Origin of the sequence: Bacillus sp. MRMR6 (assembly GCF_001940785.1) — a bacterium.
GTDB lineage: Bacteria > Bacillota > Bacilli > Bacillales > Cytobacillaceae > Neobacillus.
The window spans coordinates 267,261-293,117 of the sequence record NZ_MSLS01000003.1; the positions used below are offsets into that span (position 1 = coordinate 267,261).

The 25,857-nt window shown below is 37.9% G+C and carries 24 protein-coding genes and 2 riboswitches; of the genes, 10 read left to right on the forward strand and 14 right to left on the reverse strand.

Features of this window, described 5'->3' with window-relative positions; genetic code table 11:
* Positions 1 to 10 precede the first annotated feature (10 nt).
* A complete protein-coding gene (locus BTR25_RS05520; protein ID WP_075686937.1) occupies positions 11 to 1,048 on the forward strand; it encodes an aldose epimerase family protein in 1,038 nt (345 codons plus the stop codon).
* A 237-nt stretch (positions 1,049 to 1,285) separates the two neighbouring features.
* Here BTR25_RS05520 and BTR25_RS05525 read toward each other — a convergent pair whose 3' ends face one another.
* The 5 genes from BTR25_RS05525 to BTR25_RS05545 form a co-directional block, all read right to left on the reverse strand.
* Positions 1,286 to 2,455, reverse strand: a complete 1,170-nt coding sequence (locus tag BTR25_RS05525; RefSeq protein ID WP_075686939.1) for an ROK family transcriptional regulator — start codon at positions 2,453 to 2,455, stop codon at positions 1,286 to 1,288.
* 127 nt (positions 2,456 to 2,582) lie between these two features.
* Entirely contained in the window at positions 2,583 to 3,710 is a 1,128-nt protein-coding gene (locus BTR25_RS05530; protein ID WP_075686941.1) for a glycerate kinase family protein, read from the reverse strand.
* Positions 3,711 to 3,843: 133 nt separating this feature from the next.
* On the reverse strand, positions 3,844 to 4,200 hold the full coding sequence (locus tag BTR25_RS05535; RefSeq protein ID WP_075686943.1) for a nucleotide excision repair endonuclease: 357 nt from the start codon (positions 4,198 to 4,200) through the stop codon (positions 3,844 to 3,846).
* Between the two features lie 112 nt (positions 4,201 to 4,312).
* Entirely contained in the window at positions 4,313 to 4,654 is a 342-nt protein-coding gene (locus BTR25_RS05540; RefSeq protein WP_075686945.1) for a helix-turn-helix domain-containing protein, read from the reverse strand.
* 22 nt (positions 4,655 to 4,676) lie between these two features.
* Positions 4,677 to 5,606 carry a hypothetical protein gene (locus BTR25_RS05545; RefSeq protein WP_075686947.1) on the reverse strand — a complete coding sequence of 310 codons (930 nt, stop codon included), beginning with the start codon at positions 5,604 to 5,606 and terminating at the stop codon, positions 4,677 to 4,679.
* A gap of 469 nt (positions 5,607 to 6,075) precedes the next feature.
* Positions 6,076 to 6,159: riboswitch (cyclic di-GMP riboswitch) on the forward strand.
* 104 nt (positions 6,160 to 6,263) lie between these two features.
* Here BTR25_RS05545 and BTR25_RS05550 point away from each other — a divergent pair.
* The 3 genes from BTR25_RS05550 to BTR25_RS05560 all read left to right on the forward strand — a co-directional run bounded on the left by BTR25_RS05550 (position 6,264) and on the right by BTR25_RS05560 (position 10,852).
* Positions 6,264 to 6,932: a hypothetical protein gene (locus BTR25_RS05550; RefSeq protein ID WP_075686949.1), complete on the forward strand. Its 669-nt coding sequence runs from the start codon at positions 6,264 to 6,266 to the stop codon at positions 6,930 to 6,932.
* A 124-nt stretch (positions 6,933 to 7,056) separates the two neighbouring features.
* A riboswitch (cyclic di-GMP riboswitch) is annotated at positions 7,057 to 7,140 on the forward strand.
* A gap of 32 nt (positions 7,141 to 7,172) precedes the next feature.
* Positions 7,173 to 10,220 (forward strand): Ig-like domain-containing protein, encoded by a 3,048-nt coding sequence (locus tag BTR25_RS05555; protein WP_075686951.1) that lies wholly within the window; start codon positions 7,173 to 7,175, stop codon positions 10,218 to 10,220.
* A 215-nt stretch (positions 10,221 to 10,435) separates the two neighbouring features.
* Positions 10,436 to 10,852 (forward strand): hypothetical protein, encoded by a 417-nt coding sequence (locus tag BTR25_RS05560; RefSeq protein ID WP_075686953.1) that lies wholly within the window; start codon positions 10,436 to 10,438, stop codon positions 10,850 to 10,852.
* 53 nt (positions 10,853 to 10,905) lie between these two features.
* Here BTR25_RS05560 and BTR25_RS05565 read toward each other — a convergent pair whose 3' ends face one another.
* The gene (locus BTR25_RS05565; RefSeq protein WP_075686955.1) at positions 10,906 to 11,559 is read right to left on the reverse strand and encodes a YczE/YyaS/YitT family protein; all 654 of its coding nucleotides are present in this window, start codon (positions 11,557 to 11,559) and stop codon (positions 10,906 to 10,908) included.
* Between the two features lie 130 nt (positions 11,560 to 11,689).
* The gene (locus BTR25_RS05570; RefSeq protein ID WP_075686957.1) at positions 11,690 to 12,502 is read right to left on the reverse strand and encodes an undecaprenyl-diphosphate phosphatase; all 813 of its coding nucleotides are present in this window, start codon (positions 12,500 to 12,502) and stop codon (positions 11,690 to 11,692) included.
* Between the two features lie 197 nt (positions 12,503 to 12,699).
* Here BTR25_RS05570 and modA point away from each other — a divergent pair, with 197 nt between their 5' ends.
* The 6 genes from modA (at position 12,700) to BTR25_RS05600 (ending at position 19,626) form a co-directional block, all read left to right on the forward strand.
* Positions 12,700 to 13,488: a molybdate ABC transporter substrate-binding protein gene (modA, locus tag BTR25_RS05575; protein WP_075686959.1), complete on the forward strand. Its 789-nt coding sequence runs from the start codon at positions 12,700 to 12,702 to the stop codon at positions 13,486 to 13,488.
* A complete protein-coding gene (gene modB / locus BTR25_RS05580) occupies positions 13,489 to 14,169 on the forward strand; it encodes a molybdate ABC transporter permease subunit (RefSeq protein ID WP_075686961.1) in 681 nt (226 codons plus the stop codon). It abuts the gene before it with no gap.
* A gap of 4 nt (positions 14,170 to 14,173) precedes the next feature.
* Positions 14,174 to 15,235: a sulfate/molybdate ABC transporter ATP-binding protein gene (locus tag BTR25_RS05585; protein ID WP_075687085.1), complete on the forward strand. Its 1,062-nt coding sequence runs from the start codon at positions 14,174 to 14,176 to the stop codon at positions 15,233 to 15,235.
* Positions 15,236 to 15,434: 199 nt separating this feature from the next.
* Positions 15,435 to 16,532, forward strand: a complete 1,098-nt coding sequence (locus tag BTR25_RS05590) for a CotS family spore coat protein (RefSeq protein ID WP_075686963.1) — start codon at positions 15,435 to 15,437, stop codon at positions 16,530 to 16,532.
* The gene (locus tag BTR25_RS05595) at positions 16,529 to 17,941 is read left to right on the forward strand and encodes a glycosyltransferase family 4 protein (RefSeq protein WP_083652246.1); all 1,413 of its coding nucleotides are present in this window, start codon (positions 16,529 to 16,531) and stop codon (positions 17,939 to 17,941) included. Before BTR25_RS05590 ends, BTR25_RS05595 begins: the two co-directional genes overlap by 4 nt.
* A gap of 542 nt (positions 17,942 to 18,483) precedes the next feature.
* Complete coding sequence (locus BTR25_RS05600) at positions 18,484 to 19,626, forward strand: YdcF family protein (protein WP_075686965.1); 1,143 nt, start codon at positions 18,484 to 18,486, stop codon at positions 19,624 to 19,626.
* A 185-nt stretch (positions 19,627 to 19,811) separates the two neighbouring features.
* Here the strand turns inward: BTR25_RS05600 and BTR25_RS05605 are convergent, their stop codons facing one another.
* From BTR25_RS05605 to BTR25_RS05635, 7 genes are all read right to left on the reverse strand, one after another.
* A complete protein-coding gene (locus BTR25_RS05605; RefSeq protein ID WP_075686967.1) occupies positions 19,812 to 20,660 on the reverse strand; it encodes an NAD-dependent epimerase/dehydratase family protein in 849 nt (282 codons plus the stop codon).
* 339 nt (positions 20,661 to 20,999) lie between these two features.
* On the reverse strand, positions 21,000 to 21,191 hold the full coding sequence (locus BTR25_RS05610) for a hypothetical protein (protein ID WP_075686969.1): 192 nt from the start codon (positions 21,189 to 21,191) through the stop codon (positions 21,000 to 21,002).
* 18 nt (positions 21,192 to 21,209) lie between these two features.
* Positions 21,210 to 22,406: a class I SAM-dependent rRNA methyltransferase gene (locus BTR25_RS05615; protein ID WP_075686970.1), complete on the reverse strand. Its 1,197-nt coding sequence runs from the start codon at positions 22,404 to 22,406 to the stop codon at positions 21,210 to 21,212.
* A 55-nt stretch (positions 22,407 to 22,461) separates the two neighbouring features.
* Entirely contained in the window at positions 22,462 to 22,941 is a 480-nt protein-coding gene (gene rlmH, locus BTR25_RS05620; RefSeq protein ID WP_075686972.1) for a 23S rRNA (pseudouridine(1915)-N(3))-methyltransferase RlmH, read from the reverse strand.
* 100 nt (positions 22,942 to 23,041) lie between these two features.
* Positions 23,042 to 23,200 (reverse strand): CxxH/CxxC protein, encoded by a 159-nt coding sequence (locus BTR25_RS05625; protein ID WP_075686974.1) that lies wholly within the window; start codon positions 23,198 to 23,200, stop codon positions 23,042 to 23,044.
* 182 nt (positions 23,201 to 23,382) lie between these two features.
* Positions 23,383 to 24,603 (reverse strand): S1C family serine protease, encoded by a 1,221-nt coding sequence (locus BTR25_RS05630; protein WP_075686976.1) that lies wholly within the window; start codon positions 24,601 to 24,603, stop codon positions 23,383 to 23,385.
* 456 nt (positions 24,604 to 25,059) lie between these two features.
* Positions 25,060 to 25,854, reverse strand: coding sequence for an MBL fold metallo-hydrolase (locus BTR25_RS05635; RefSeq protein ID WP_075686978.1), 795 nt, complete (start codon positions 25,852 to 25,854; stop codon positions 25,060 to 25,062).
* Between the last annotated feature and the right edge of the window lie 3 nt (positions 25,855 to 25,857).

Below are 25,857 nucleotides of genomic sequence, written 5' to 3' on the forward strand. Positions count from 1 at the left end.
GAACGTAGATATGAACATAGACAAAAGAGATATCAATGGTAAGTGGAATGAATACACGTTAACAAATCAGCACGGAATGAGCGTAAGTGTACTGGATTTTGGCGGGATCATTACGAAAATAATGGTTCCTGATCGAAATGGAAATATTGAAAATGTCGTAGTTGGCTATAAGGATTATTCGGAATATCAGCAAAATCCTAATTATTTTGGAGCTATTATTGGACGGGTTGCGGGGAGAATTCAGGGCGCTGCCTTTGAACTGAACGGTGAGACCTACCATTTGGCTGCCAATAACGGAGAGAACCATTTACATGGCGGTCCAGAAGGGTTTCATCAAATCATTTGGCAGGTTACTCCCTTTGAAAAAGATGCAGAAGTTGGCTTAGAACTTAAGCATACAAGTGTTGATGGTGAAGCTGGATATCCTGGAAATGTAGACATTACCGTTACTTATACACTTACTAACGACAACCAGCTTGTCCTTGCCTATGAGGCAAAAAGTGATCAGACAACACCGATTACCTTGACAAATCATGCCTATTTTAATTTAAGTGGAGATTTGAAGCATACGATAAAAGATCATTATGTCACTCTAAATAGCAGCAAGTTTGTCGAGTTAGATGAGGAATTGATCCCGACTGGAAAAATACTGAATGTCGAAGGAACTTCTTTTGACTTCCGCGGCGGCCGAGTGCTTGGCGATGGATTTAATGATCACTTTGAACAAAATAAAATAGCGGACAGCGGCTATGACCATTATTTCATTTTTGATCAGACGAATGAATATAGTGCGACAGTTTTAGACCCTGAAAGTGGACGAGTGATGACCGTAACCACAAATGAACCGGGTATGGTCATGTACACATCAAACAGTTTAGGGGAAGAATTAGAATTAGCAGAACGTTCTTCTTGTAAATACCTAGGTGTTTGTCTTGAAACACAGGCTTCACCTGCTTCCTTACATCACCAAGGGTTCCCGTCTGTTGTGTTAAAGGCTGGAGAAACGTATCAAAAAGAAACCGTATTTTCATTTATGGTAGAGGATTAGAAATGGCTGGGGCTGATTGGCGCTCCAGGTGCTTCGCTTTCCGCAGGAGGTACGGGGAGCCTCCTCGGCGCTAAAGCGCCTGCGGGGTCTCCCCTGTCCCTTCCTCCTGCAGGAGTCTCGCACCTTCCGCTCCAATCAATATAGCTCTCTACGAACACTAGCCTTTTATAAGTGCTAAATCTGTATAATTTATATAAACACAGCCATAAAAATAAGCTGAACCTTAATTTTAAAGGTTCAGCTTATTTTTATGATTGGGTCAAATAGTTCGACTAGTAGCAGTGAAACAGCACCTAATAATGTTGCTTCATCACCTAGCTGTGTGACCGTTACATTCGTCTGTCTTGCTTCCGTTGTTAGTACTCTTTCCTGAATCGTTTCATGGATTTGAGGCATCATGTAGTGCTCACTCTTCATGACTCCTCCGCCTAGGACAATCTTACTTGGATTAACCAAATGAATTAAATTCGTTAAGCCGATTCCGATAATTCGCCCCGTTTCATTCAGGTGCTCAATACAGATTTGATTTCCCTTTTCGGCTAATTCATATATTTCTTTTCCTGTTAATCTGCCTTCCAGCTGTTTGCTCGCCCGTTCAGCAATCGCTTCACCGCTTACAAAAGTTTGCAGGCACCCTAGATTGCCGCACTCACACCTACTGCCATTCATATCAATCGTCATATGACCAAACTCACCGGCAATCCCTTGTGCACCATGATAAAGCTTACCGTTCATTACAACACCCGCACCGACCCCACGTCCAATATTAACCGCAATCATGCTGTCTACATCACCATGGCCCCCAAACCAGGATTCTCCTAACGCCATGGCACGAGCATCGTTTTCAACTTTAATCGTTAAGTTGAATTCTTCTTCTAACATCGCTTTAATGGGAATATTTCTTAGGTTTAGAATCGGTGCAACTAGCGATGTTCCTTTTTCAACATCCACTACCCCGTGCATCGCTATCCCAATCCCAATAATTTTCTCTTGATCGATGGTAGTTAGTTTCAGGATGGTTTTAATATTTTCTTTTAAAATAGCGATAAACCTTTCATTTGTTAGCTGTTTATCTAACAAACTAGAGGTTCTTTCAAGGATTTCGCCCGTTAAATCTGTTAGAATACATTCAACGGTCTCCGGTCCAGCATCCACCCCAATGACATAAAACGCATTGGAATTGATATGGAGCATGGTCGGTTTACGCCCGCCGCTTGAGTGTCCAAGTGTGCTTTCCCTCACTAATCCCTGTTCTATTAGTTCTTTCACAATACTACTGACGGTTGGTGGGGTTAGGCTTGTATCTTTGGCAATTTGTGCTCTCGATATCGGTTCACAGGTACGTATTTTATTTAAAATAATTGATTTATTAACGGATTTCATTAATTGGAATGTCCCGCGCTGCATAGAAAATCCTCCATATAAACGGCTTCATAACTAGTATTATAACATACTTAGTTAAGTTAATTTACCTTACTACCTTACTTCCAAACAGAAAAAGGTACCGTCAATTTAACGATACCCTTGTGAATTATTATTTTTTTAAGAAGCGGCAAATATTCTCTGCTGCAAATGCTAAATTTGCTTCTCCCGAGGCTAATGCTTCTTTTAAGGAAGATGTTCCTTTTAAAATTCCAATGATCGCGGTAATGCCGTGATGATAAAGCGGTTCAACACCTTCGCCAATTTTTCCGGCAAAAGCAATCACAGGGACAGAATGTTTCTTGGCGACATTTGCTACTCCAAAGGGGGTTTTCCCAAATAGTGTTTGACCGTCTATACTGCCTTCACCAGTGAAAACATAATCTGCATCTTTCACTAGTTCTTCAAGTCCGGTGTACTCGATCACAAGCTCAATTCCTTGTTTTAACTGTGCATTAAGGATGGCCAGTAAACCTGCACCGAGTCCGCCTGCAGCCCCCGCACCACTCATGTAGGCAATATCCTTACCAATGGTCCTTTTTATTACATCTGCATAATGAGTCAAATTTTGGTCAAGAAGCTTCACTATTTCAGCTGACGCTCCCTTTTGCGGCCCAAAAACAGCTGAAGCACCATTCTCACCAATCAATGGGTTTGTTACATCACAGGCTACATCAATCTGTACATTTTGGATTCTTTTGTCTAATTCCTGTATATCAATGGTCTGTAAATACTGTAAGGCTCCACCGCCATATGAAAGCTCAGCACCGTTTTGATCCTTAAAAGACGCCCCTAAAGCCTGGAGCATCCCAATACCGCCATCATTGGTAGCACTTCCGCCAATGCCAATCAATATCCTATTTACACCTTGATCAAGGGCATGTTTAATTAGTTGTCCTGTCCCATAGGTTGTTGTGAGTAGTGGATTGCGGTTTTCTGCCTGGATCAATTCTAATCCGCTCGCACTCGCCATTTCAATTACTGCTGTTTTTCCTTCACCTAACAAACCATAGTGAGCGATCACCATTTCTCCTAATGGTCCAATTACTTCCGTTTCAATCATCTTTCCATTAGACATGCTTACAAGAGATTCGACTGTGCCTTCTCCGCCATCTGCCATTGGGACAACGACACATTCCGCATCAGGGTAAATCCTCCTAATGCCTGTTTCCATGGCAAGGGCAGCCTTTTTCGCCGTCATACTTCCCTTAAATGAATCAGGCGCTAACACAAACTTCATAACAATCTGTCCTTTATTCTTTAATTTGTATTATCTTCTATCATATCAAACCTATGTCAATATTTACTCTGAAAGCCATAATAAAAAGCAGTAAATATAGTTATAACTATATTTACTGCTTTTTATTAAATATTTATCTAAAGAATACCTTATCAATATTGTACTTCGCTTTAAGTTCGTTCACGATGTACGTTTCATAAATTTCTCTATGAACAGGATCTTCGATTACACAAACTCGGATTTTCGTTACTTCGTCCCGATGCATTTTCATCGGAGATACGTTATCCTCAAAATGCTTTTTAATCCTTGGTCTTAATTTCCTTGCTTTACCAACGAACAATAACTCTCCATTGGCATTATAAAACATAAAAATGCCGCCCTTATCTCTAGGGATCAAGTGAAAATCGGTAAATCCAGAAATATTACTAAGCTCAGGATTATTTTGTTTCGTAATGGTAACATCAGGTGTTGGAATCGTTATGTTGATCACGTAGCTCACTTCTCTTTCTTTCATGCTTTGTAAATACTAACATATATCGATCTTTATTGCTATTTCGCTAATAAACTTCCCAATTTTGTTATAAAAAATTCCATAAATTATACTACCGTAACAGCTTTGAAAAAATGTCCTTTAAGCTCTTTCCTTTTTTATAATAAATTTCATCACGTACTTTTTCGTTAATTGACTGCCAAAGCATAATTTCTACATCGGAAAGCGACCTTGATTCTTCTTCCGCCCTGATAAAAGCCGCAAAGTAATCCAATGGAACGCCATAGAATCTTGCTATATCAGCCATAATTTCAAAGGAGACTGATTTTCGAGCTCCTTTTTCAAGCATACTTAAGTACTGCAGCGTTATGCCGGTCCCGTTCGCCACATCTTCGAGCCTTAAGTTTCTTTCTAGCCTTAATCGCCTTAATTCTTTGCCTAATGGGGTGGTCATATAACTCTTCCTCTCTGATAATCTATTTCTGATCAAACCTAATTATAATGATATAGTACCAGCTTACTAGTGCTTCAAATAAGATAATCAAACTTTCTTCTGCCTTCTTAGGAAAGTAAAACCGGCCACTTATATGGTAGTGAAGCAGTTCATGGATCATTGTTTGAAGCTGTTCTGGGTAATCCAGCTTTTCATCAATAAAAATCACTTTTTTCTCTAAATTTATGATCCCTTTTATCTCCTTTAAATCCATAAAGTAAATATCAATAGCATATTTTCTTGTGATTTTTTCAGTGAATAGGTTGATATGGTCTTGATTAATTGCCATAAACTTTTTATGAAGAAATCCAATAATCGTATAGTAAGAAAGAAATAGCATGAGGACTAGATTCACTTCCAGTTGTTCAAAGAAAGCGAGAATTGGAAAAGTAATTGCAATTTCAAACATCATTGGCCCAAACCGGTCCAAAAATAGCTTGCTCGTAATCGCCCCTGTTTCAAGGTAGACGTAGGCGTATTTCAAAAGAATACTTAAAACTAACATCAGCAACAATGTTAGATATCGATCAGAATAAGCCTTTTCTAAGTATTCATTGTATAGTTGATTACAGGCAATGATAATAATCATATAGATGGAATAGAGAGAAATCATTGATCTCATATTCGCCTTTTTTTGAAGAATCACTGCAACGATACCATTCAAAAGAAGATAAATCATACCGTAAATAATTGAAAATTGATCAAAGATGATTAACGATACCATTACATTAACAAACGAATAACCGAAACCGGAAAACACCTTAAGATTCACTTGGTCAAAGACTGCCATACACAATAAAAAAACAACTAGATTCCATTCCAATTCACTTGGAGTACGTATAAAGACAGCGGTTAGTACAAGTGCAGGAAATAGAAAAAATAGAAAAACATACTGACGTCTACTATCCCCCATAATGGTCTCCTATATAGTAAAATCATAATCTATCAATAGTATAATCCCACTGTTAGGAATATTAAATAGATTCTTTCAACCCTTGTTTCCGTTCATGACGAAATTTGTCTATCAAAAATTCACCTATTCAACTATTGTTTAATATATGATTTTACTAGGAAAGGTTTCAAAGCTTTAACAGGCGTTTCCTCCATATGACAGTATATATTATTGTAAGTACTAACTCGTGTTAGTGCTCTTTTTTTGTTTTTTAATCTAATAGGCATGATAGACTAGCAAACTGGTAAAAAATGTCGAAATGTATTAGAGAAATGTCGAAGGGAAATAATTCCTGTTAACTATTGTTTAATTTATAATGAACTCATATAGAACGATGTTCGATATATCGAAGTGGCCATCGATTATCTATCATTGTTTAGATTACTAAGCAGAAGCGACTTCACTCCAAACCGTACATAACCGTCTTCTGCGATATCAGGGAAGCTTTGAAGTATAACCTTTATCTGGACACTTGGGTAATATGGAGCTGGTAGTGTAACCGATCCTCGATTCAGGGGTGCAATGAAGCCTAGCCCTTATCTGGACACTTGGGCTATGTGGAGCTAGTAGTGTAACCGACCCTCTTACTTAAAAACACTATTTTAAGGAGAGATGGAAATGAAAAAACAGATCGGACTAGCATTATTGGCAACAACACTTTTATTTGGTGGAACAAGTTTAGAAGCTTTAGCTGCTGGAAAAGGCAATTCAGCTGTAAAAGTTGCCGACTTATCGGATGGGCGCAATGAAAATGGGATTGGTACAGGCGTAATCTCCAACTTAGGCGTAACGGAAGGTCCATTTTATGTAGGTGACTCTATTACCCTTTCAGCAGGTGATGTCGTTATTGACGGACCTCTAGATACATTAAAATGGAATGTATCATACAAGGGAGAAAATCATGACTTAGGCACTTTTAAACTAACAGAAGCTGGAACACATGTGTTCACTGTTACAGCTACTACTTATTTCAAGAACGGTGCTAAGGCAGGTTTAGTCCATAGTTCCACAGCTCCTTATGTGGTAAGAATTGAAGTACTTGAAGTTCAAGAGATTGAGTTAGTTTCTATTACATTGAAAAATTACAAGTATACGGAAGAAACTAATCCTGGTGGTCATATACAGTATGACCTCACTGCTACTGCTGAACTCGTATTCTCAGATGGTGGCACTATTGAGGTGGAAAGGTTCTTCAATAATGTACAGCCTCCACAATCTATCTCCTTTAGTACCATCTATAAAGGTAAGCCATACTCTGATTCTATTAAAGCACCTGCACGTAATTAGTCATATTTCTATTAACAAATGAATCGTAAACTCTACAAAATCGAGTCAATTGTTCGCTATAGATGGCCACAAATAATAGGTAAAGCATTTATCTATAGGTCTAATTGGAGATTCCAATTGGACTGTTTTATTGGGAAGCGTTGAAGTATAACCTTTATCTGGACACTTGGGTTGTATGGAGCTAATAGTGTAACCGGCCCTCTTATTTAACAACAAACTTATCTAAGAGGAGAAGTAATAATGAAGAAAAAACAATTAAAAAAAGTAAGTGCTGCTTTTCTGGCAGGATCATTAATCTTTAGTCCAAGTGCACCAACCATCCTTGCAGCTAATAATACACCTGCAAAAACAGAAGCAGCTTCTACTGGCAGAACGGAATTAAACAAAGTTACTGGTGTTACCACTTTATACGCTATTCCAGCACGTGTAGATAACGCTAGTACGGTTTTACTTAGTGGTACTGTTGTGATTGATGGGCCAAAGTTGGAGCTAAAAGTAAATGGTGAAATCGTAAAATCAGAAACTACAAAAGTTACGGATACGCTTTGGACATTCCAATATGTCCATATGTTAAATCCAGATAATCTCTCAAATAAGAAGGATGAGACAATCACTCTGGAGGCTTATACTGTTTACCAAAATGGTAAGAATGCAGGTGCGTTCCATACTGGTGCAGCTCCAGTTACCAAGACTATTGATTTAACTCCTCCAGACATTACATTTAATGATTACACTAAAGACTGGACGAATCAAAATATTACAGTATCAGCTAGTATTAATGAAAAAGGAACACTTAATGCAGAAAGTTATACCTTTGAGGAAAATGGAATCTTTACCTTTATTGCTACGGATTTAGCTGGAAATACTTCTGAGAGGACAGTAACAATAGATAAGATTGATAAGATCAACCCTAAAGCAGAAATCGAGTATTCTACTACTTCACCTATTAATACTGATGTTGTAGCAACGATAGTACCTAGCGAACCTATCACATTTACGAATCTTGATGAATTAACTGAAACTCTTTTGTTTGATGTGGAGGCTAAAACTCTTACTTTCATTGAGAACGGCAGTTTTGAGTTAAAATTTGTTGACAGAGCAGGAAACCCAGGTTCTGTTTCTGTATCAGTTGAAAATATTGATAAAGAAGCTCCTGTCGGTTCACTTACTTACTCTACTACTGATTGGACGAACGAAGATGTAACCGTAACGGTAGAAACCACTGAACCAGTTGAGTTTAATAATCTTAATACTTTACCAGAAACTGTTATCTTTGAAGAAGTAGACGGTGTATATAATCTTACTTTTTCAGAAAATGAAAGTGTTATATTAAAATTTAAAGATGCCGCTGGTAACACTGGCGAGGTAGAAATTAATGTAGCAAACATTGATAAAGTAGTTCCTACGGCTGAGGTTAGTTATTCCACCACAGGACCAACTAATCAAGATGTGGTTGTTACAATTAATCCAAGTGAAGAGATCACAATCCTTAACAACGAAGGTTCTCCTAGTATCACCTTTACTGAAAATGGTGATTTTGAATTCCTTTTTGTTGATAAAGCTGGAAACACTGGAACTGCTAAAGTAAGTGTGCAAAATATTGATAAAGTTGCTCCTAAAATTACAATTAGTGAGTATTCTACAGAATGGATTAATCAAGATATTACTGTTACCGCTAGCATGGATGAAGAAGGTACATTAAATGAGGAAAGTTACACCTTTACTGAGAACGGAAGCTTTGAATTCGTTGCTACAGACCTTGCAGGTAACGTAACTAGACATACTGTTCAAATAACTAATATTGATAAAGAGGCTCCGGAAATTACTGTTCTACCTTATAATACCGACTGGACAAACCAAGACATCACTGTTGAGGTTAGCATGAATGAAGAAGGAACCTTAAATGAAACAAGCCATACTTTTACAGAAAACGGAACCTTTACATTTATTGCTACTGACCGTGCAGGTAACGTAGCTGAGCTTCCGGTTACTATTTCAAATATCGACAAAGTAGCTCCTGAGATCATTGTTGAGGCTTATACTACTAACCCTACAAATCAAGATATTACAGTAAGAGTTAGCATGAATGAACCTGGTACATTGAACCAAGAAAGCTATACGTTTGAGGAAAATGGCGAGTTTGAATTCATTGCTACAGATCGTGCTGGGAATGAAACTAAGAAGAAAATTGTTATTTCAAATATCGATAAGGTTGCACCAGTTATCACAGTGTTTACTTACAACACTTCACCAACAAACCAGGATGTGATTGTAACAGCTGAAACCAATGAAGGAACTCTAAATGCAAGAAGTCACACTTTCACAGAAAATGGATCTTTTGACTTTATTGCAACAGACGAAGCTGGAAATGAAACTGTTGAGACAATTACCATTACTAATATCGATAAAACAGCTCCGGTCATTACGATAAATCCTTACAATACAAATCCTACTAATCAGGATGTTATTGTAACTGTTTCAACTAATGAAGGTTCTTTAAATGCAACTGCCCATACTTTCGAAACAAATGGTGAATATGAGTTTGTTGCTACAGATGAAGCTGGAAATGTGACTAAAGTCAAAGTTACTATTTCTAATATTGATAAAACACCTCCAACAGTAAGCAATGTGATCAATGGTTTTGCTTATAATAAAAATGTTGCTCCAACCTTCAATGAAGGTATGGCTACATTAAATGGAGAAGCCTTTACTTCCGGCACAACCGTTTCTGAGGAAGGAAGCTATACTCTAGTGGTAACCGATGCAGTAGGAAATGAAACCACTGCAACCTTTACAATTGATAAAACAGCTCCGGTTGTGAGCGGCGTAGCAAACAATCAATATTACAATCAAGACGTTAAACCTATCTTCAATGAAGGAACAGCGACTTTAAATGGTAATACCTTCCTTTCTGGCACCGTTGTCTCTGCTGAAAGAACTCATACACTTGTTGTAAGAGACATAGCTGGAAACGAAACAATTGTTACATTTACGATTGATAAAACAAAAGCTAGCTTAACAAATGTAACAGCAACCACAATAAATGGTAAGGATAGTTCCACAACTGTTTCAGGAGGTTTTGCTGAACCAGGGGCAAACATTAAAGTATATTTGAGAAATAACAATGGAACACAAGGTGAACAAGTTGGTGATACTTCTGTCCAACAAGATGGCAAGTTTACTATCACGCTCAATAGAGTAATTAGTAACAATACAGATATAATCGTAACTGTAACAGACAGAGCTGGTAATATCTCTTCAGTAACTGTAACAGTAAGCAATAAATAAATCCTATAATTCACCATAAAACTACCTGCTAACTGACAGGTAGTTTTATTAGTTTACCTTTAGGAAACAGGCCCTCTTTACTCCTTCCGAATATCAAGTTCTTGACCTAAATCAAGGAATTCCATGGCTCTCTATCCTAAAATAAAAGTAGCCGAACAGCACGCGCCTGTTTCGCAAATTTTAAAACAAACTTTTGATATAAAGGAGACAAGGTCATGAAGAAACTTGGTTTAATTTTACTATCTGGTGCATTGTTATTTGGTTTAACGGCTTGCGGTGGGTCTACAGAAGAGGAAACGAAGGCTCCTGCGACTGAACAGACGGAGAAGGAAAATGTTGTGGCAGCGTCAGCATCTGGTGTTGAGGAGTTCACGCTGACTGCGACGAATTGGGAGTTTGCTTCTGATAAAGAGCTGGTTGTCAAAAAGGGAACAAAAGTTAAACTAAATTTAGTAAACAAAGAAGGTATTCATGCAGTAGGCAATGAGGAGTTAGGCATTGATTTAGCTGCAAATAAATCAGTTGAATTTACTGCCGATACAACTGGAGAATATGAATTGATTTGTTCCATTGTCTGCGGTGCGCTGAAAGATCATGATGATATGAAAATTAAACTAAAAGTAATAGATTAACATACTAGAAAAGGCTCCCTAACCGCTGTAGAGGGAGCCTTCTTACTTTCTGGTTACTGTTTATGATTGTAACCAGCATCGCGTATATAAAATGCCTTCTCTACAAGGAGATTTTTCAATAAATTCTTACACTGTGGCAAAGAGTAGCCTACAATTGGGCCTAATAATAAGGCGATAATAACTGTTCCAATCCCAACTGGACCGCCCAATGCCCAACCCATAAGCAGGACGATTACTTCCATCGCATTACGTACCCACTGGATTTTCCATCCGGTTTTACCAACGATCAATAACATAATACTATCTCGAGGACCTGAACCCACATCAGCTGAAACATAGAGTCCAACTCCATAGCCCATCAAAATCACACCTAAAACAAAGAAACATAATGCTCCTATAAAACTATCCATACTTGGAAGTACCCAGTTAAAAAAGTCAATAAATAACCCTATTAACAGCATATTTAAAAATGATCCTAGTTTAGGCAGCTTTTTCGTTGCAATCGAGGAAATGCTTAACAGTATTAGTCCTACAATAATGGACCATGTTCCGATCGTTAATCCCCATTGCAGGAACAGCCCGTAATGCAGTACATCCCAAGGTCCTATTCCTAATAGCTTTCCTTTGATCGTTAAAGAAGCACCTAATGAAAGGACAATAAGTCCTAAAACAAAAAAAAACCAGCGAAGAATCGATTCTTTTCTCATAACTGCCCCTCTTATCCTTAAATTTTAAACCTACACCACTATACCACAACATACATAACGACGCATGTAAAATAAATGGGAATCTCTAAATTAGAAAATGCACTCTAAATCGATTGCACTCTTCTAAACATTAAAGAAAAATAACCACGGTCGCACCTGCAATGAAGCAGTAGATGGCGAAATAAATTAGGTTTCCCTTTGCCATGATATTCATAAACCATTTCAAAGAAAAATAAGACATGATAAAGGATGCAAGAAAAGCGGCAACATATGGAATAAAAAGTTCACTTAAATTGGGGTCTTTGCTAATGTCAGTAATACTTAGCAGCAAGCCTCCGAAACTCACAGGAATAAACAACAAAAACGAAAAACGGAGAGCTGTTTCTTGTTTCATTCCGAGCATCATCGCCGCGACAATGGTCGCTCCTGAACGACTAATTCCAGGTATTAAGGCAACAGCTTGTGCAAATCCAATGATAATAGCATCTCTCAGAGAAAGCTCGGCATCATTTTTGCGTCCCCTTAGATTGCGGATAATCCATAAACCAACCCCTGTAATCAGTAAGGTGACCCCAATAACTTTAACACCTTTAAAATAGGTGCTGATTTGGTCCTCAAAAAGGACACCAATTACCCCTGCTGGGATGGTTGCTATGACTAAATAAACAATAAAGAGGAAATCAGGCTTGGCCGTATCAGATTTCGTATGTAAATAAGAAACTCCATTATGTGCTAATCGAATAAGGTCAGATCGATAAATGAGCAATACCGCAAACAATGAGGCAGAATTGACAAGGAGCTCGAAGCTTAACCCCTCTATGCGTATTCCAAATAAATGTTGGGCTATGACCAAATGTCCACTCGATGAAATGGGAATAGGCTCTGTAAATCCTTGAAATAAACCAAGCAATAAGTACTTAACCGTTAAATAAAATTGTTCCATTCTTTCCTCCTAAAAAAATAGTAAATCTCTCTCGATACATTATAGCAAATGGTTTAACTTAATGTGTGATTTAGGAGGTATAGTCTCGGTCAGCTATTTTAGTTTTAACATGGATAAAACAATTCTGATTGTATCCTTTTATTAAAAACACTTATAATTATATGTAGTTATATCCTGATATAAGGAGAGAAGCTTACGTGAAAAAGAGTTATCTAACTATTATTATAGTACTTACTTTTTCACTTCTGATACTTACCACCGGTTGTACTTCAACTAAGTCAAAAGATAGTGATGTACACGAATTAAAGATTGCTGCCGCTTCCGATTTGGCATTAGCCTTTAATGATATAGGGAAGTTATTTGAAGAAGAAACAAACTCAAAAATCACCTTTTCATTCGGATCTACTGGTCAATTAGCAGATCAAATTGAAAATGGTGCCCCATTTGACGTATTTGCTGCCGCTAACATTAAATTTGTTGATCAGTTACGGGAAAAGGATCTAATCCTCCCTGAGACACAAACCACCTATGCTTTTGGTAGAATTGGCCTTTCGACCCTTATTGATAGTTCCTTATCAATAAAGAATCTAGAAGATTTATTAAAACCAGAAGTGAAAAAAATCGCCATAGCTAACCCAGAGCATGCCCCATACGGCTTAGCAGCAAAACAAGCCCTTAAAAAAGCTGGGTTGTGGGAAGAACTTGAAAGTAAGTTAGTATATGGACGGAATATTTCAGACACACTTACTTTTATTGAAACCGGAAATGTGGAGGCGGGCATTATCGCTCTTTCTCTTTACAAAGAAGAAGAATTCACTTTTCATATCATTGATGATCATATGCATGCCCCACTTGAACAGTCGATCGCTGTTATAAGACCCACAAATCAAGAAGAATTGGCAAAACAATTCATTACCTTTATTAAGGGTCCCATAGGGAAACCTATTATGGAGAGTTATGGATTTATCGTACCGGAGGGAAAGTAAATGTTCGAAGAGATTAATTTATTTCCACTCTTTTTATCATTTAGAGTTGCTCTAACTGCAACTCTATTTACTTTTATTATTGGTATTCCCATTGCTTATTTTCTCAATCGATCAAACGGAAAGTTAGCGGATATTATCGATACTTTAATCACCTTACCTATTGTCCTGCCGCCAACCGTTCTAGGATATTATTTACTTGTTTTATTAGGAAGGCAAAGTTCAATTGGGAAATTCCTAGAAGATCGATTTGATATAACGATTGTTTTTACACCAACTGGTGCTGTTATTGCCGCACTAATTGTATCAATACCCTATTTAATTAAGTCAGCAAGGGCTGCATTCGCCGGGATTGATCCAACATTGTTAAATGCTGCCAGAGTATTAGGAAGAACAGAATTGAATATTTTCCTAACAGTCATTATCCCTCTTGCTTGGCGGGGTATTGCAGCTGGAATGACACTTGCATTTGCAAGAGCCCTCGGTGATTTCGGAGCAACACTTATGGTTGCAGGAAGTATTCCAAATGTAACGATGACTATGCCAATTGCCATTTATGACGCCTTACTCGCAGGAAATCGAGACTTAGCAAAAATTCTAGTCATCATTATGACTTCCGTATCAGTTAGCGTATTGTACGTTATTAATCGATTAGAAAAACGAATGAATAAGGGGAATGGGTGAATTAATGCTGAAGGTAGCTATCACAAAAACACTAAAGCACTTTCAATTAAATGCGGAATTTGCAGTGGGAACAGGTATTACTGGGATCATTGGCCCTTCAGGTTGTGGAAAAAGTGTTACATTACAGTGCCTTGCTGGTCTTCAAAATCCAGATCATGGTGAAATCCTATTAAACGGACAACCTCTTTATCAATCTAATAATCGGACTAATATTAAGTCAAGGAATCGAAATATAGGTTATGTTTTTCAAAACTATGCCCTTTTTCCACATTTAACTGTTGAGAAAAATATTGAGTATGGCCTAAAGGGAAAGAAGAATAGCCTTGAGAAGAAACAAATTGTATCAAACATGATTGAGAAAGTTCAACTTGTTGGTTATGAAGAACATTATCCAAGTCAACTCTCTGGTGGACAGCAACAAAGGGTAGCCCTCGCCAGAACGTTAGTAACAGATCCAGATTTACTCTTATTAGATGAACCTTTTTCTGCTCTAGATCATCATGTAAAACATATTCTTGAGCAAGAATTATTAAATATTTTGAGAGAAAATTACTCGGGTATCGTCCTCCTTGTAACCCATAATATGGAAGAAGCCTATCGACTTTGTGACCATTTAATCCTTTATGACAATGGGGTTATTATACAATCAGGAAAAAAAGAAGAGATTTTTAAGAAGCCGGTTAATATATCTGCAGCAAAAATCATCGGGTGTAAAAATATCTTACCTGTCAATTCAATAAAAGAAACTACAGGCCACTTAGAATGCCAGGTTCAAGGCATAAAATTAAGACTTCTCAAGCAAACAATCCCCTTCAAAGCTACACATATTGGCATATATTCTGAAAATATCCGTTTTACAAAACATGCCACACATTCAGATAACCTGTTTCAGTTCACCATTACTGAAATGGTAAAAGGCATTCACCAGACGAATATTACTTTATTAATTGAAAACACATTTAGCATAGTTGCTTCTATTTCCAATCATGAAGTTGATTCTCTGATAAAGGAGAATTATAAAGTAGAACTTTCACCTAGTTTTATCTTTTTATTAGAGAATAGATAGTAATATACTAAAAAACAGCCTTAAACAAAGTTGAGGCTGTCTTTTTTAATTTAATCGTTTATAGCCTTCACCTTCTTGTACAATCAGCATATTAATATTGTAAATAGGGCTTGCTTACTTAAAGTTTGGTATTTATTAAATAGCCATTCATTAATAAGCTGTAAGGATATAAGTTGCTCGGAAAAGGAGATGTGATACATTGGAGAATCAAGTGATTATACCTTGGGAAGAGGATGAAATAACTTATGGAGAATTCTATGTTCCAGACTATGTAAATAATATTGGATTAGAAGTTCTTAAACAATACAATTTAGAAGTTAATAGTATGGAAGTGATCACAACAAAGCCTGACAAGGGTGGTGCTATTTGGAAGCTAGAGACCAATTCAGGGCCAAAAAGTTTTAAGCTTCTCCATCGAAGACCTACAAGAAGTATGTTTAGTCTTGGAGCTCAGAGATATTTGGTTGATATAAAAAAAGCAAGAGTACCAGGAATTATCACAACTAAATCTGGAGAAGATTATGTTCAGGCCGGAGGTAAGTTGTGGTTTGTTGCGGAATGGATTGAACCACTAACTCCTGTTGCAAAGGATTTAGTGGGGGCAAAACAACTTTGCTATGCACTCGGTGAATTTCACCGCCTTAGTCAGGGGTATGTACCTCCAGCTGGGTCTGAAATGGCTTCGCGATTATATAAATGGCCAAAAAGCTATCAAAAAATCCTTACGAAAATGGATTGGTTCCGAACTACTGCCAAAGCATATAATTCCATGCCTGCAAGTCAGGACCTATTAAACGTTGTCGATCTATTTGAAGAGCAAGCAAAGAGAAGTATGGAATCACTTAATCAGTCAAAATACTTGGAACTAGTAAAACTCGGAAATACAAATTGGGGGCTAGTGCATCAGGATTACGGATGGTCTAATGGTCAAATGGGGCCAAATGGCATGTGGATTATTGATCTAGATGGGGTAGCTTATGATCTTCCAATTCGTGATTTAAGGAAACTGATTACGGGTACCATGGCAGATTTATATAGATGGGATGTAACGTGGATGCGTGAAATGATTCAATCTTATCATGAAGCAAATCCGATTAGTCCAGAGCTTTATGACATCTTAATGATTGATATGTCACTTCCTAATGAATTTTATAAAAATATTAAAGAAGTACTATATGAACCGGAAATATTTTTAAATGAGACAACCTCTCAATTAATTAGAACAATTGTCGATACTGACCAATCAAAATGGCCGGCATTACAAGAAATTCAAAACGATTGGAGGAAGAATACTTGAATATTTTAATGATAGCTACTGAAAAACTTCCAGTACCTCCTGTCCTTGGAGGAGCAATCCAAACATATATTGCTGGAAGCTTACCCTATCTAGCAAAGTCGTATAATATTACTGTTTTAGGTATAACAGATCCCACGCTTCCAAATGAAGAAGTGAAAGATGGAATAAAATATGTTCGGGTACCAGGAAAATTATTAGAGCTTTATCAACACGGAGTCATTCAATATTTAGCTTCCAATTCCTTTGACATTATTCACATTTTTAATCGCCCTCGTCTTGTTATGCCCATTCGACGTGTTGCACCCCAATCCAAAATTATCCTTAGCATGCACAATGATATGTTCAATCTTGATAAGATTGAACCAAATGAAGCACATGCAGCAATAAATGAAGTCTCTATGATCATAACAATCAGTAACTATGTGGGGAATGTCATCCGAAGCCTCTATCCTCAGGCATCATCAAAGCTCCGAACCATTTATTCAGGTGTTGATTATGAAAGATTTTTACCTGGTAATGATTCAAAAATGCAATCTATTCGAAATCGCCTTCGTAAAGAGCATGGCTTAGAAAATAAGACGGTTATTCTATTTGCAGGAAGGCTTTCCGAAAACAAAGGTGTAGATCGCTTAATTCGGGCATTACCGCTGCTTTCAAAGAACTTCAAAGACTTAGCCTTAGTTGTGGTAGGAGGTAATTGGTTTAGTCAGAATCAATTAACCGATTATGTAGCCTATATTCGATCTTTATCAAAACAACAATCCGTTCCTGTTGTGACAACAGGTTTTGTATCACCAGCTGAAATTCAAAATTGGTTTGCTACTGCTGATTTATTTGTTTGTACTTCCCTTTGGCAAGAACCACTAGCACGAGTTCATTACGAAGCAATGGCTGCCAGTCTTCCTATCGTGACAACAGCAAGAGGAGGAAATGCAGAGGTAATTAATTTAGGGGAAAATGGCTTTGTGGTCGAAAATCCAGAAGACCCAGCAAATTTTGCAGAAATAATCACACAAGTATTATCAAATAAATCATTAATGCAAAGTATGGGAAAAAAAGGAAGGGAACTCGCTATAAGCAATTATAGCTGGCCTCGAGTAGCAAAAGAAATTATCGAAGTTTGGGCGATTACGATGCGAATGGAGCTTCCAACAGCTCTGCCAGATGGATATGTAGCACCAGAGGAAGAAAGTTTCCCAAATATTATTCCTATACAAGAGGGTCCTGCAGAGGTCCACGTTAGTAAGGTTGAGCTAACAAGCAATCCATTCACAAATGAATCGAGTAATCATGAAAAGGAAAAAAAGAAGGACAAAGACAAAGAGAAAAAAGTAAAAAAGGATAAAAAAGAGAAAAAGGTAAAAAAAGAGAAAAATAAAAAGAAGGATAAGGATCAAGAATTAAATTAAAGAGGAGATCTATCATCAAAGGGGAAAAGTAATCTCCTCAGGGACACAGGAACCTTCCCCCCCTAGCCCCGTCCCAAAAATAGGTACTTTTACCCTTTAAAACGTTTTCATTAAACGTTATATTATTCTGTAAATAATGTTATTCGCATGTTACTGATTCGATCAGGCAGGGCGGCACGTGTGAGAAGGACAGACCTTTTCATCGTGTTCCCCTGCCTTTTTGCTGTTGTTCCTATTTTCCATCTAATCCCACACTCCGTTTGAACAGGCTTTATGCTTTTTCAATATACTCCACCAAGACCTTCACCTAAATAATTCATACTGAAAGGAGGCGTATAAAACAAACCTACACTTCTTCGTAACGTCCGTATGTTCGAAATCAAGCGTGCAAGCGGCTAGGGCTACCTGCTATACGAAATGAAAACTAAATTCTATTTTTGTATTTTTCCATCCATAGGTATGTTCATAAGTGTGCTGAACCAGGAGTGGAAGAGGTCGAATTATTGCTTAATGGAAACTAAATTTTTTTGAGGAGAGATACCATGAAAAACATGAAAAGCAAACTGAGCTTGGTACTTGCTTTATGCGGGACAATCACATTATCATCCGCTTTTGCAGCACCTGATTTAAAAACGGCGGAACAAACGGACCCGAATCCAATTATTGCCCCAATTAAAACGGATGAACCAACCTCTTATCGAATCAACCAGCTAGAAGATATCGCAATGTACTATTACTGGCATGGCGGCGACCTCAAACAGGCGGAGGAAGAAATCTTTAAAGGTATTACCTTAAAAGGCAAATATGATGTAGTTGAAGCAGCCTATAATGAGGCAGTCAAACTGGACCCTCATAATTTGGATCTCAAATTCTCACTAGCATCAACACAAATCATCCAGAAAAAAATCCCGGAAGCATTAAAGACCTACCAACAAATCTTGAATTTAAACCCTGACAATTATAATGCCAATCTACTACACGGGGTTTATTCAAAAGTAAATGGGGATGAAAAGGCCTATAAAACAGCAATCTCTAATTTAAAACGTTTGGACGCCCACAAAACCAATGAATATCTTGAGAAATTTTCTGCAACAGAAACGATTAAGAAAACAACATTAAACACGGAAGCTCCGGTAAATTTACCGCAGAACAACCACGCCATCGTTATTCTTGGCTATGCACTTGCGGATGATGGAACAATGAGAGAGCCATTAATTGAACGCTTAAAAGTCGGTCTTGCCGCAGCAAACAAATATCCAAATTCCAAAATCATTGTTACCGGCGGCGTGCCGAAGCAAGGCAATACAGAATCGAAATTAATGAAGGAATGGCTCGTTTCCAAAGGAATAGCCGGGGATCGGATTTTAACAGAGGATAAATCTACAGATACAGTTGAAAATGCCTTCTTCACAACAGCGATCCTTGAAAAAGAAGGCTTGAAGGATGTCACGCTAGTAACAAGCGCAAGCCATATGAGAAGAGCACTCACGATCTTTACAGAAGCAAGCAATTTTTATGATAAAATGAATGCAAAAAATAGCAACCGGGCATTCACAAATGTGGTTTACTTGGACTACCCATCCATCGAGGAAGCCCACAACGTAACAAAAGACGAAACGCTGGTCATATACCGTGACCTAATGAGAGCTTCTGGAGTTTGGCAATATCCAGGTAAGCAGCGCTAAGCATCTGTAAAAAGGCTAAATCAATTTTTCATGGGTTTAGCCTTTTTTACAGGTGACAGGCACTTATTTGATTTCATTAACAGCAGCGTAATGAGACCAATACGGATCGCGTAACATGCCACTTCCCACAGCAACCAAATCTGCATTTAGGTTCGCGTGGGCATGAACAATTTTAATAGATAGAATTATAGGTTTACATAATTTCTCCACTTATGAAGAGGCTCCCAATTTAAAAGTTTCTTAGCCTTCTCATTATTTAACAGCGGCTCGAAGCCTGTTAGTTCTTTTCTAAAATCTTTTACATCCGGGTAGCATATTTCCATTAGTTGTTTGCTCTCAATATCCATGCTTGTTTCATCCGCCCCGATATTAAGGGAAACAGAACCAAGCCCATCAGTCTCAACGGCCAGTCGATAAGCAGTCGCCGCATCACGTGTATCAATATAACTCCACAAAATTGTTTTTCGCTGTTCAGGATTATGGATGAATCCAGGGAAATTCTGATACATTTCAGGTGAAATGACATTTCCCAATCTGAATGATACTATCTGCATTCCCGTTCTGCGGTGGATCATATCAGCTGTTTTTTCATTTACAATCTTGGATAAACCATAGCTTTCTTCCGGCAATTGCGGGTGATCCTCATCTACTGGTACATATTGTGGTTTTAAATTCTGCCTTGAAAAACAAATACCATATGACGACTCACTTGATGAGATTACAGCTTTTTTAATCCCTAAGTTCCCCGCAGCTTCTAAAATGTTATAAGTGGACATGACATTATTCTGAAAAGTCACTTCGTTTGGATGTGAGTAAGCAACCGGAATCGCTGCTAGATGGACAACTGCATCAGCACCTGCTAATGCACCATATACCTCACCAAGATTCGTTAAGTCAGTTATGACCGTTTTGCAAAGTACTTCTTTTGGATATTTAATATCTGCATTAACGACTTCATAACTATGTTCTAAAAATTCTTTGATAACCTCTCGACCAAGCAAACCACTTCCACCTGTTATGACTACCTTTTTCATTTCCAACCCTCCATTTTTCTAACCGTTAGGACAAGATACTCTGTGCTTCCTAAATTGCGTAGCTAAAAGAAATATTGTATATGACTTTGTTTGTTGATTGCCTAAACTAAGTATATGTAAAAATATTTTTATTTTCAAGTAATTCCTGTTTGGCTTTGCCAAATTTAAGAATACATTTATTACTGAATAATTTATGAAGGAGAATTTCATCCGTTCTTTGAATTATAAAGACAGCTCGCGATAGTTGAAAGTTTAATGCTGGTTATTGTCCTAAACTATTTCTAGAGATTGGGATATGACAATCTCTAGATAGACTTAGTATAATATTAAAAAAATGACCTACCCTTTGGGTAAGTCAAGTGCTTGATATGCTAGTTGATACTTTCCGCCTTCAGCAACCTCTGCATGGTACAAAGCCTTGAGGGCAAAGCCTTTATCAAGCTCGTGTTCTTCCATCAACTCCCTTAAACGCGTTTGCAATTCCTGATTGTCTTTGATTAGCTGTTTCATTTGAGATTTGATAAACTTCATGATCTATGTAGCTCCTTTCTAATGCAAATTCTTTATAAACACAACCTTAAGGTAGCTGCCCTCTGGAAATTCGTTTATTGTTTTAAAGTCTTTCGGAAGGGAAAATTCCTCAACTATCTGATATTTCCTGTTTGTTTCTCTAAATGCCTGATCAATAAAACCTTTAAATTTATTCATATTAAAAGCACTAGAATTGGTAGAAGCTACAATAATCCCCTCATCCTCTGTTATGGCAATAGCTTCCTTTAAAAGATCTTTGTAGTCCTTTTCAGCGCTAAATACCATCTTCTTTGACCTTGCGAAGCTTGGGGGATCCAGTATAACCATATCAAATTTCAGCTGCTTTTTCACCGCATACTTAAAGTAATTGAACACGTCTTCTACAATGATATTTTGTGAGTGATAATCTATCCCGTTCAAACTAAACTGCTCAATGGTCTTGTTTAAGCTTCTATTTGCTAAATCCACACTTGTCGTTTTATCGGCGCCTCCTAAGGCTGCAAATACTGAAAACGCTCCTGTGTAGGAAAAGGTGTTCAGTACTTTATTTCCTTCCGCATAAGCATCCCGGATTTTCTTTCTTACGTCTCTTTGATCTAAAAATACACCAACCATCGCACTTTCATTTAAGTAAACAGCGAAATTTACTCCATTTTCTTTTACGATAATCGGGAAGGTTCCTCTTTCTCCCGCTACAAAGTCATCTTCTTCAATATATTTTCCGCTGACATCAAATCTTTTCTTTTGGTAAATCGCTTTAAACTCAGTCAATTCTTTCAGAGCATTAATAATATACTCCCGAAAACGGTATATTCCTTTGCTATACCAGTTGATTAAATAGTAGCCATCAAAGTACTCTATCGTCAATCCACCTAATCCATCACCTTCGCCATTTACTACTCTGAAGGCATTGGTATCGGGATTATTAAAAAACGGCTCTCTATAGTTGATCGCATCTCTCAATTTATTCGCAAAAAATCCTTGGTCGATCTGGTCATTCTTGTTTCTACTAAGAACCCAACCGTAACCTTTGTTTTGTTTGCCAAAATAGCCCTTTGCTATGAAATTATTCTTTTCATCAACGAGACGGATTATGGTTCCTTCTTCAGTAACATCGTTCAAATTAATTATGGCTTCCTTTGATATAAGCGGATATCCAGTTTTATATTTATTTACAAACTTGCTCTTTACCGTTACAGTGACATCTTTTTTCATCTTGTCATCCTTCAAAAAGTTTTTTCGCAATCAATATTGTATATAAAAACCTCATTTACTTATGGTACGGTTCACCGCGATTAATCCGAAATGCTCGATATATTTGCTCGACCAATATCAGCTTCATCAACTGATGTGGAAATGTCATTTTTGAAAAGGATAGCTGCTCATTTGACCTTTTTATCACTTCGTCACTCAGTCCTAACGATCCCCCAATGACAAAAGCAAGCTTACTTTTACCGTAAGTCGCAAGTTTATCTATTGATTCTGCTAGTTCCTCCGACGATTGCATTTTCCCTTGAATCGCCAAGGCAATGACATATGTATCCTGGCTAATCTTTGCTAAAATTCTTTCTCCCTCTTTTTGCTTCACTTGAACCATTTCGGCTTCACTTAATACTTCGGGTGCTTTTTCGTCTGCAACCTCGACAATATCAACCTTCGCGTAAGCGGACAGCCTTTTTAAATATTCATCAATTCCCTGTTTTAGGTATTTTTCTTTTAATTTGCCAACCGTGACAATTGAGATATTCACAATCCACAACCCTTTTTTTATGATTACAAACAGCTTACAAACAAGATATCCACAGGAGTTATCCACATGTCCACAATTTTTATCCACATCTTGTATGGAATCATTTGTTCCCCACAATATATGTTGCTGCATTTGTGCAGTATTCACAGCCTGTTGATAAGTTATCCACACCCACTTTTGATAAACTCGGAAAGGTTTCAAATTCATCTAACACTGATTCTAGGGCGAGGTCAACATGTTCATCGCAACAATAAATCAAACGAAATCCCCCTTAATCACTATTTACCCTTATTATTTACTTCAAAAACAGCCTGCATACAGCCAATACAATACCATACTATACCACAAAAAAGCAGAAAGGGAATGTAACCTTTCTGCAGCCATTTGCACTTTTATCCCTCATTAACGGGCAGTATGACCCCCATTAATGGAAGGTTCATTTTATGATTGGTCTTGACCCAATTTCATCGTTGTTTCCATCAGCTTACCCTCACGATAGAATTTCACTTCCATTTGGTCGCCGATTTTCTTCTTCTGATACAGATGCTTTCGTAAAGCGATGACGTCTTCGATTTTCTCGCCATCCATTTCAACAATTACATCTAGCTCCTTTAATCCTGCCTGCTGTGCTGGTGAGTTTGGCACTACTTGACGAAGTGCCACTCCGTACGTAACTTCACGTGGAAGTTTAAGGGCTTCCTCTTGATAATAACCAGGAATTTCAGATACTGATTTCAAATCAACGCCCATATACGGTCGTCTTACAGCACCGTGCTGCTCTAAATCATTAATAATTGGGTAAGCATAATTAATCGGAATTGATAAGCCAATTCCTTCAACTGCTTCTTGTGCAATTTTCATTGAATTAATACCGATAACTTGTCCCGCAATATTAACTAGTGCGCCACCGCTATTACCAGGGTTAATCGCTGCATCTGTTTGCAACACCTCTGCCTGCCAATCAATTAGTCCATCCATGTTAATATCAACTGGTATGGTCCGGTTGATTCCAGAGATAATCCCTTGCGTCACTGATCCTGAGAAGGTTGTTCCAAGTGGGTTCCCAATCGCCATTACCGGCTCACCCATCTTTAGAGTATCAGAGTTGCCAAACTCCGCAACTTTTGTAACATGACCTGCATCTATTTCTAGAACCGCTAAGTCAGTCCATATATCCCCACCCAGCAGTTTGGCTGGAATCTTTGTTCCATCGTTTAACGTTACTTCTAACTGGGTAGCGCCTTCAACAACATGCTGGTTTGTCACTACATAGGCTTTATCGCCAGATTTTTTATAAATGACACCAGAACCTGTTCCAGCTGCCTCAGCATTTTCTCCATCTGACCAAAAGTTAGTCGTTTGAATATTATTGATTCCTACTACTGCATCCGCTGCTTTATCAATTGCCGCCGTGATGTCAGTATTTACATCATAACCAATCTGTCGGTGGATGGCACCTTCTTGGTTGTTTGTTCCTGCGGTGGGACTTTGGTTTGGCTGAACATTGTAGGATAGAAATCCTTGATTAGACAATGACGGAATTGAAATAACAACTAACATAGCACCTAAAATTGCACCTACAATACTAGCTAGAAAAAACCCACCTCGATTACCTTTTTGCTCCTTCTGTCGCCCAGGTGAGTGATCATCATAATATCCCATTGCACCATGCTCCTCCCTTTAAAAAAGCTGCTAAAATCTATTTTGCCTTATACTATTGATTATACTCTTTCAATCAGAAATTTATAAAAAATAACAGCTATTCTTGAAAAGCCTACCAATTTGTTCACTTTTTTATTAAGGCTTTGTTCAACTAGGCTGTTGATTTGCACTCCAGGCGCTATGCTTTCCGCGGGCTCGCCCGTGAGCCTATTACAGCTTCAGCTTCGCACCTGCGGGGTCTCACTCAGCTCGTACATCCCGCTGGAGTCAAGCGCCTTCCATTCCAATCAACAGGTTCTTAAACCAACAGTATCCTTTAACACAACCTTTATTAAAGAAAGGCTGTAATAAATTATCCAGTTTATTTACGCTCCATGCACTTTGCTTTCCGCAGGTGATACCATAAAATAAAATGAGTAAAGATACCCGAAGGCTCTTTACTCTAATTTTTGCCTATTATACAGCTGTTAGTACGGTGGGTATTTTCGGATCGGTGTCATACAGGTCAAATTGTTCTCCAACAATAACACCCTGACTTTGAAGCGTTTGAGACACCGCCATTTTTGCTAAGTCCTTCATATTGTTATCCATACTTAAATGAGCAAGATAGATTTTCTTGGTTTTATCACCGATTACTTCACTCATTGCAACAGCCGCATCTTCGTTGGAAACATGGCCGAGATCACTAAGAATCCGTCGTTTTATATTCCAAGGATAACGTCCCATTCTCAGCATCTGAACATCATGGTTTGACTCGAAAATATAGGTATCGGCATTAGAAATGATCCCCTTCATCCGGTCACTTACATAGCCCGTATCGGTAATGAGAACGATTTTTTTTCCGGAATGGTGGAAAACATAAAACATCGGCTCAGCAGCATCATGCGATACTCCAAAGGATTCAATATCGGTACTGCCAAAGCTTTTAACCGTTTCAGTTTGAAAAATAAACTTTTGCTCTGTTGGAATCTCGCCAACTAACCTGTCCATTGCCTGCCATGTTTTTTCATTTGCATACACAGGCAGCTTATACTTACGTGCTAATACCCCAATTCCTTTTATATGATCACTGTGTTCATGTGTAACGAAAATCCCTGACAATTTGCTTATATCACGGTCTATTTGTTGAAAAAGAGACTCCATTTGCTTTCCGCTAAATCCAGCGTCAACAAGAAAGGAGTGTTCATCTGACTCTACGTACAAAGAATTTCCCGTACTCCCACTAGCTAAAATGCTATATCTTAGACACATTTT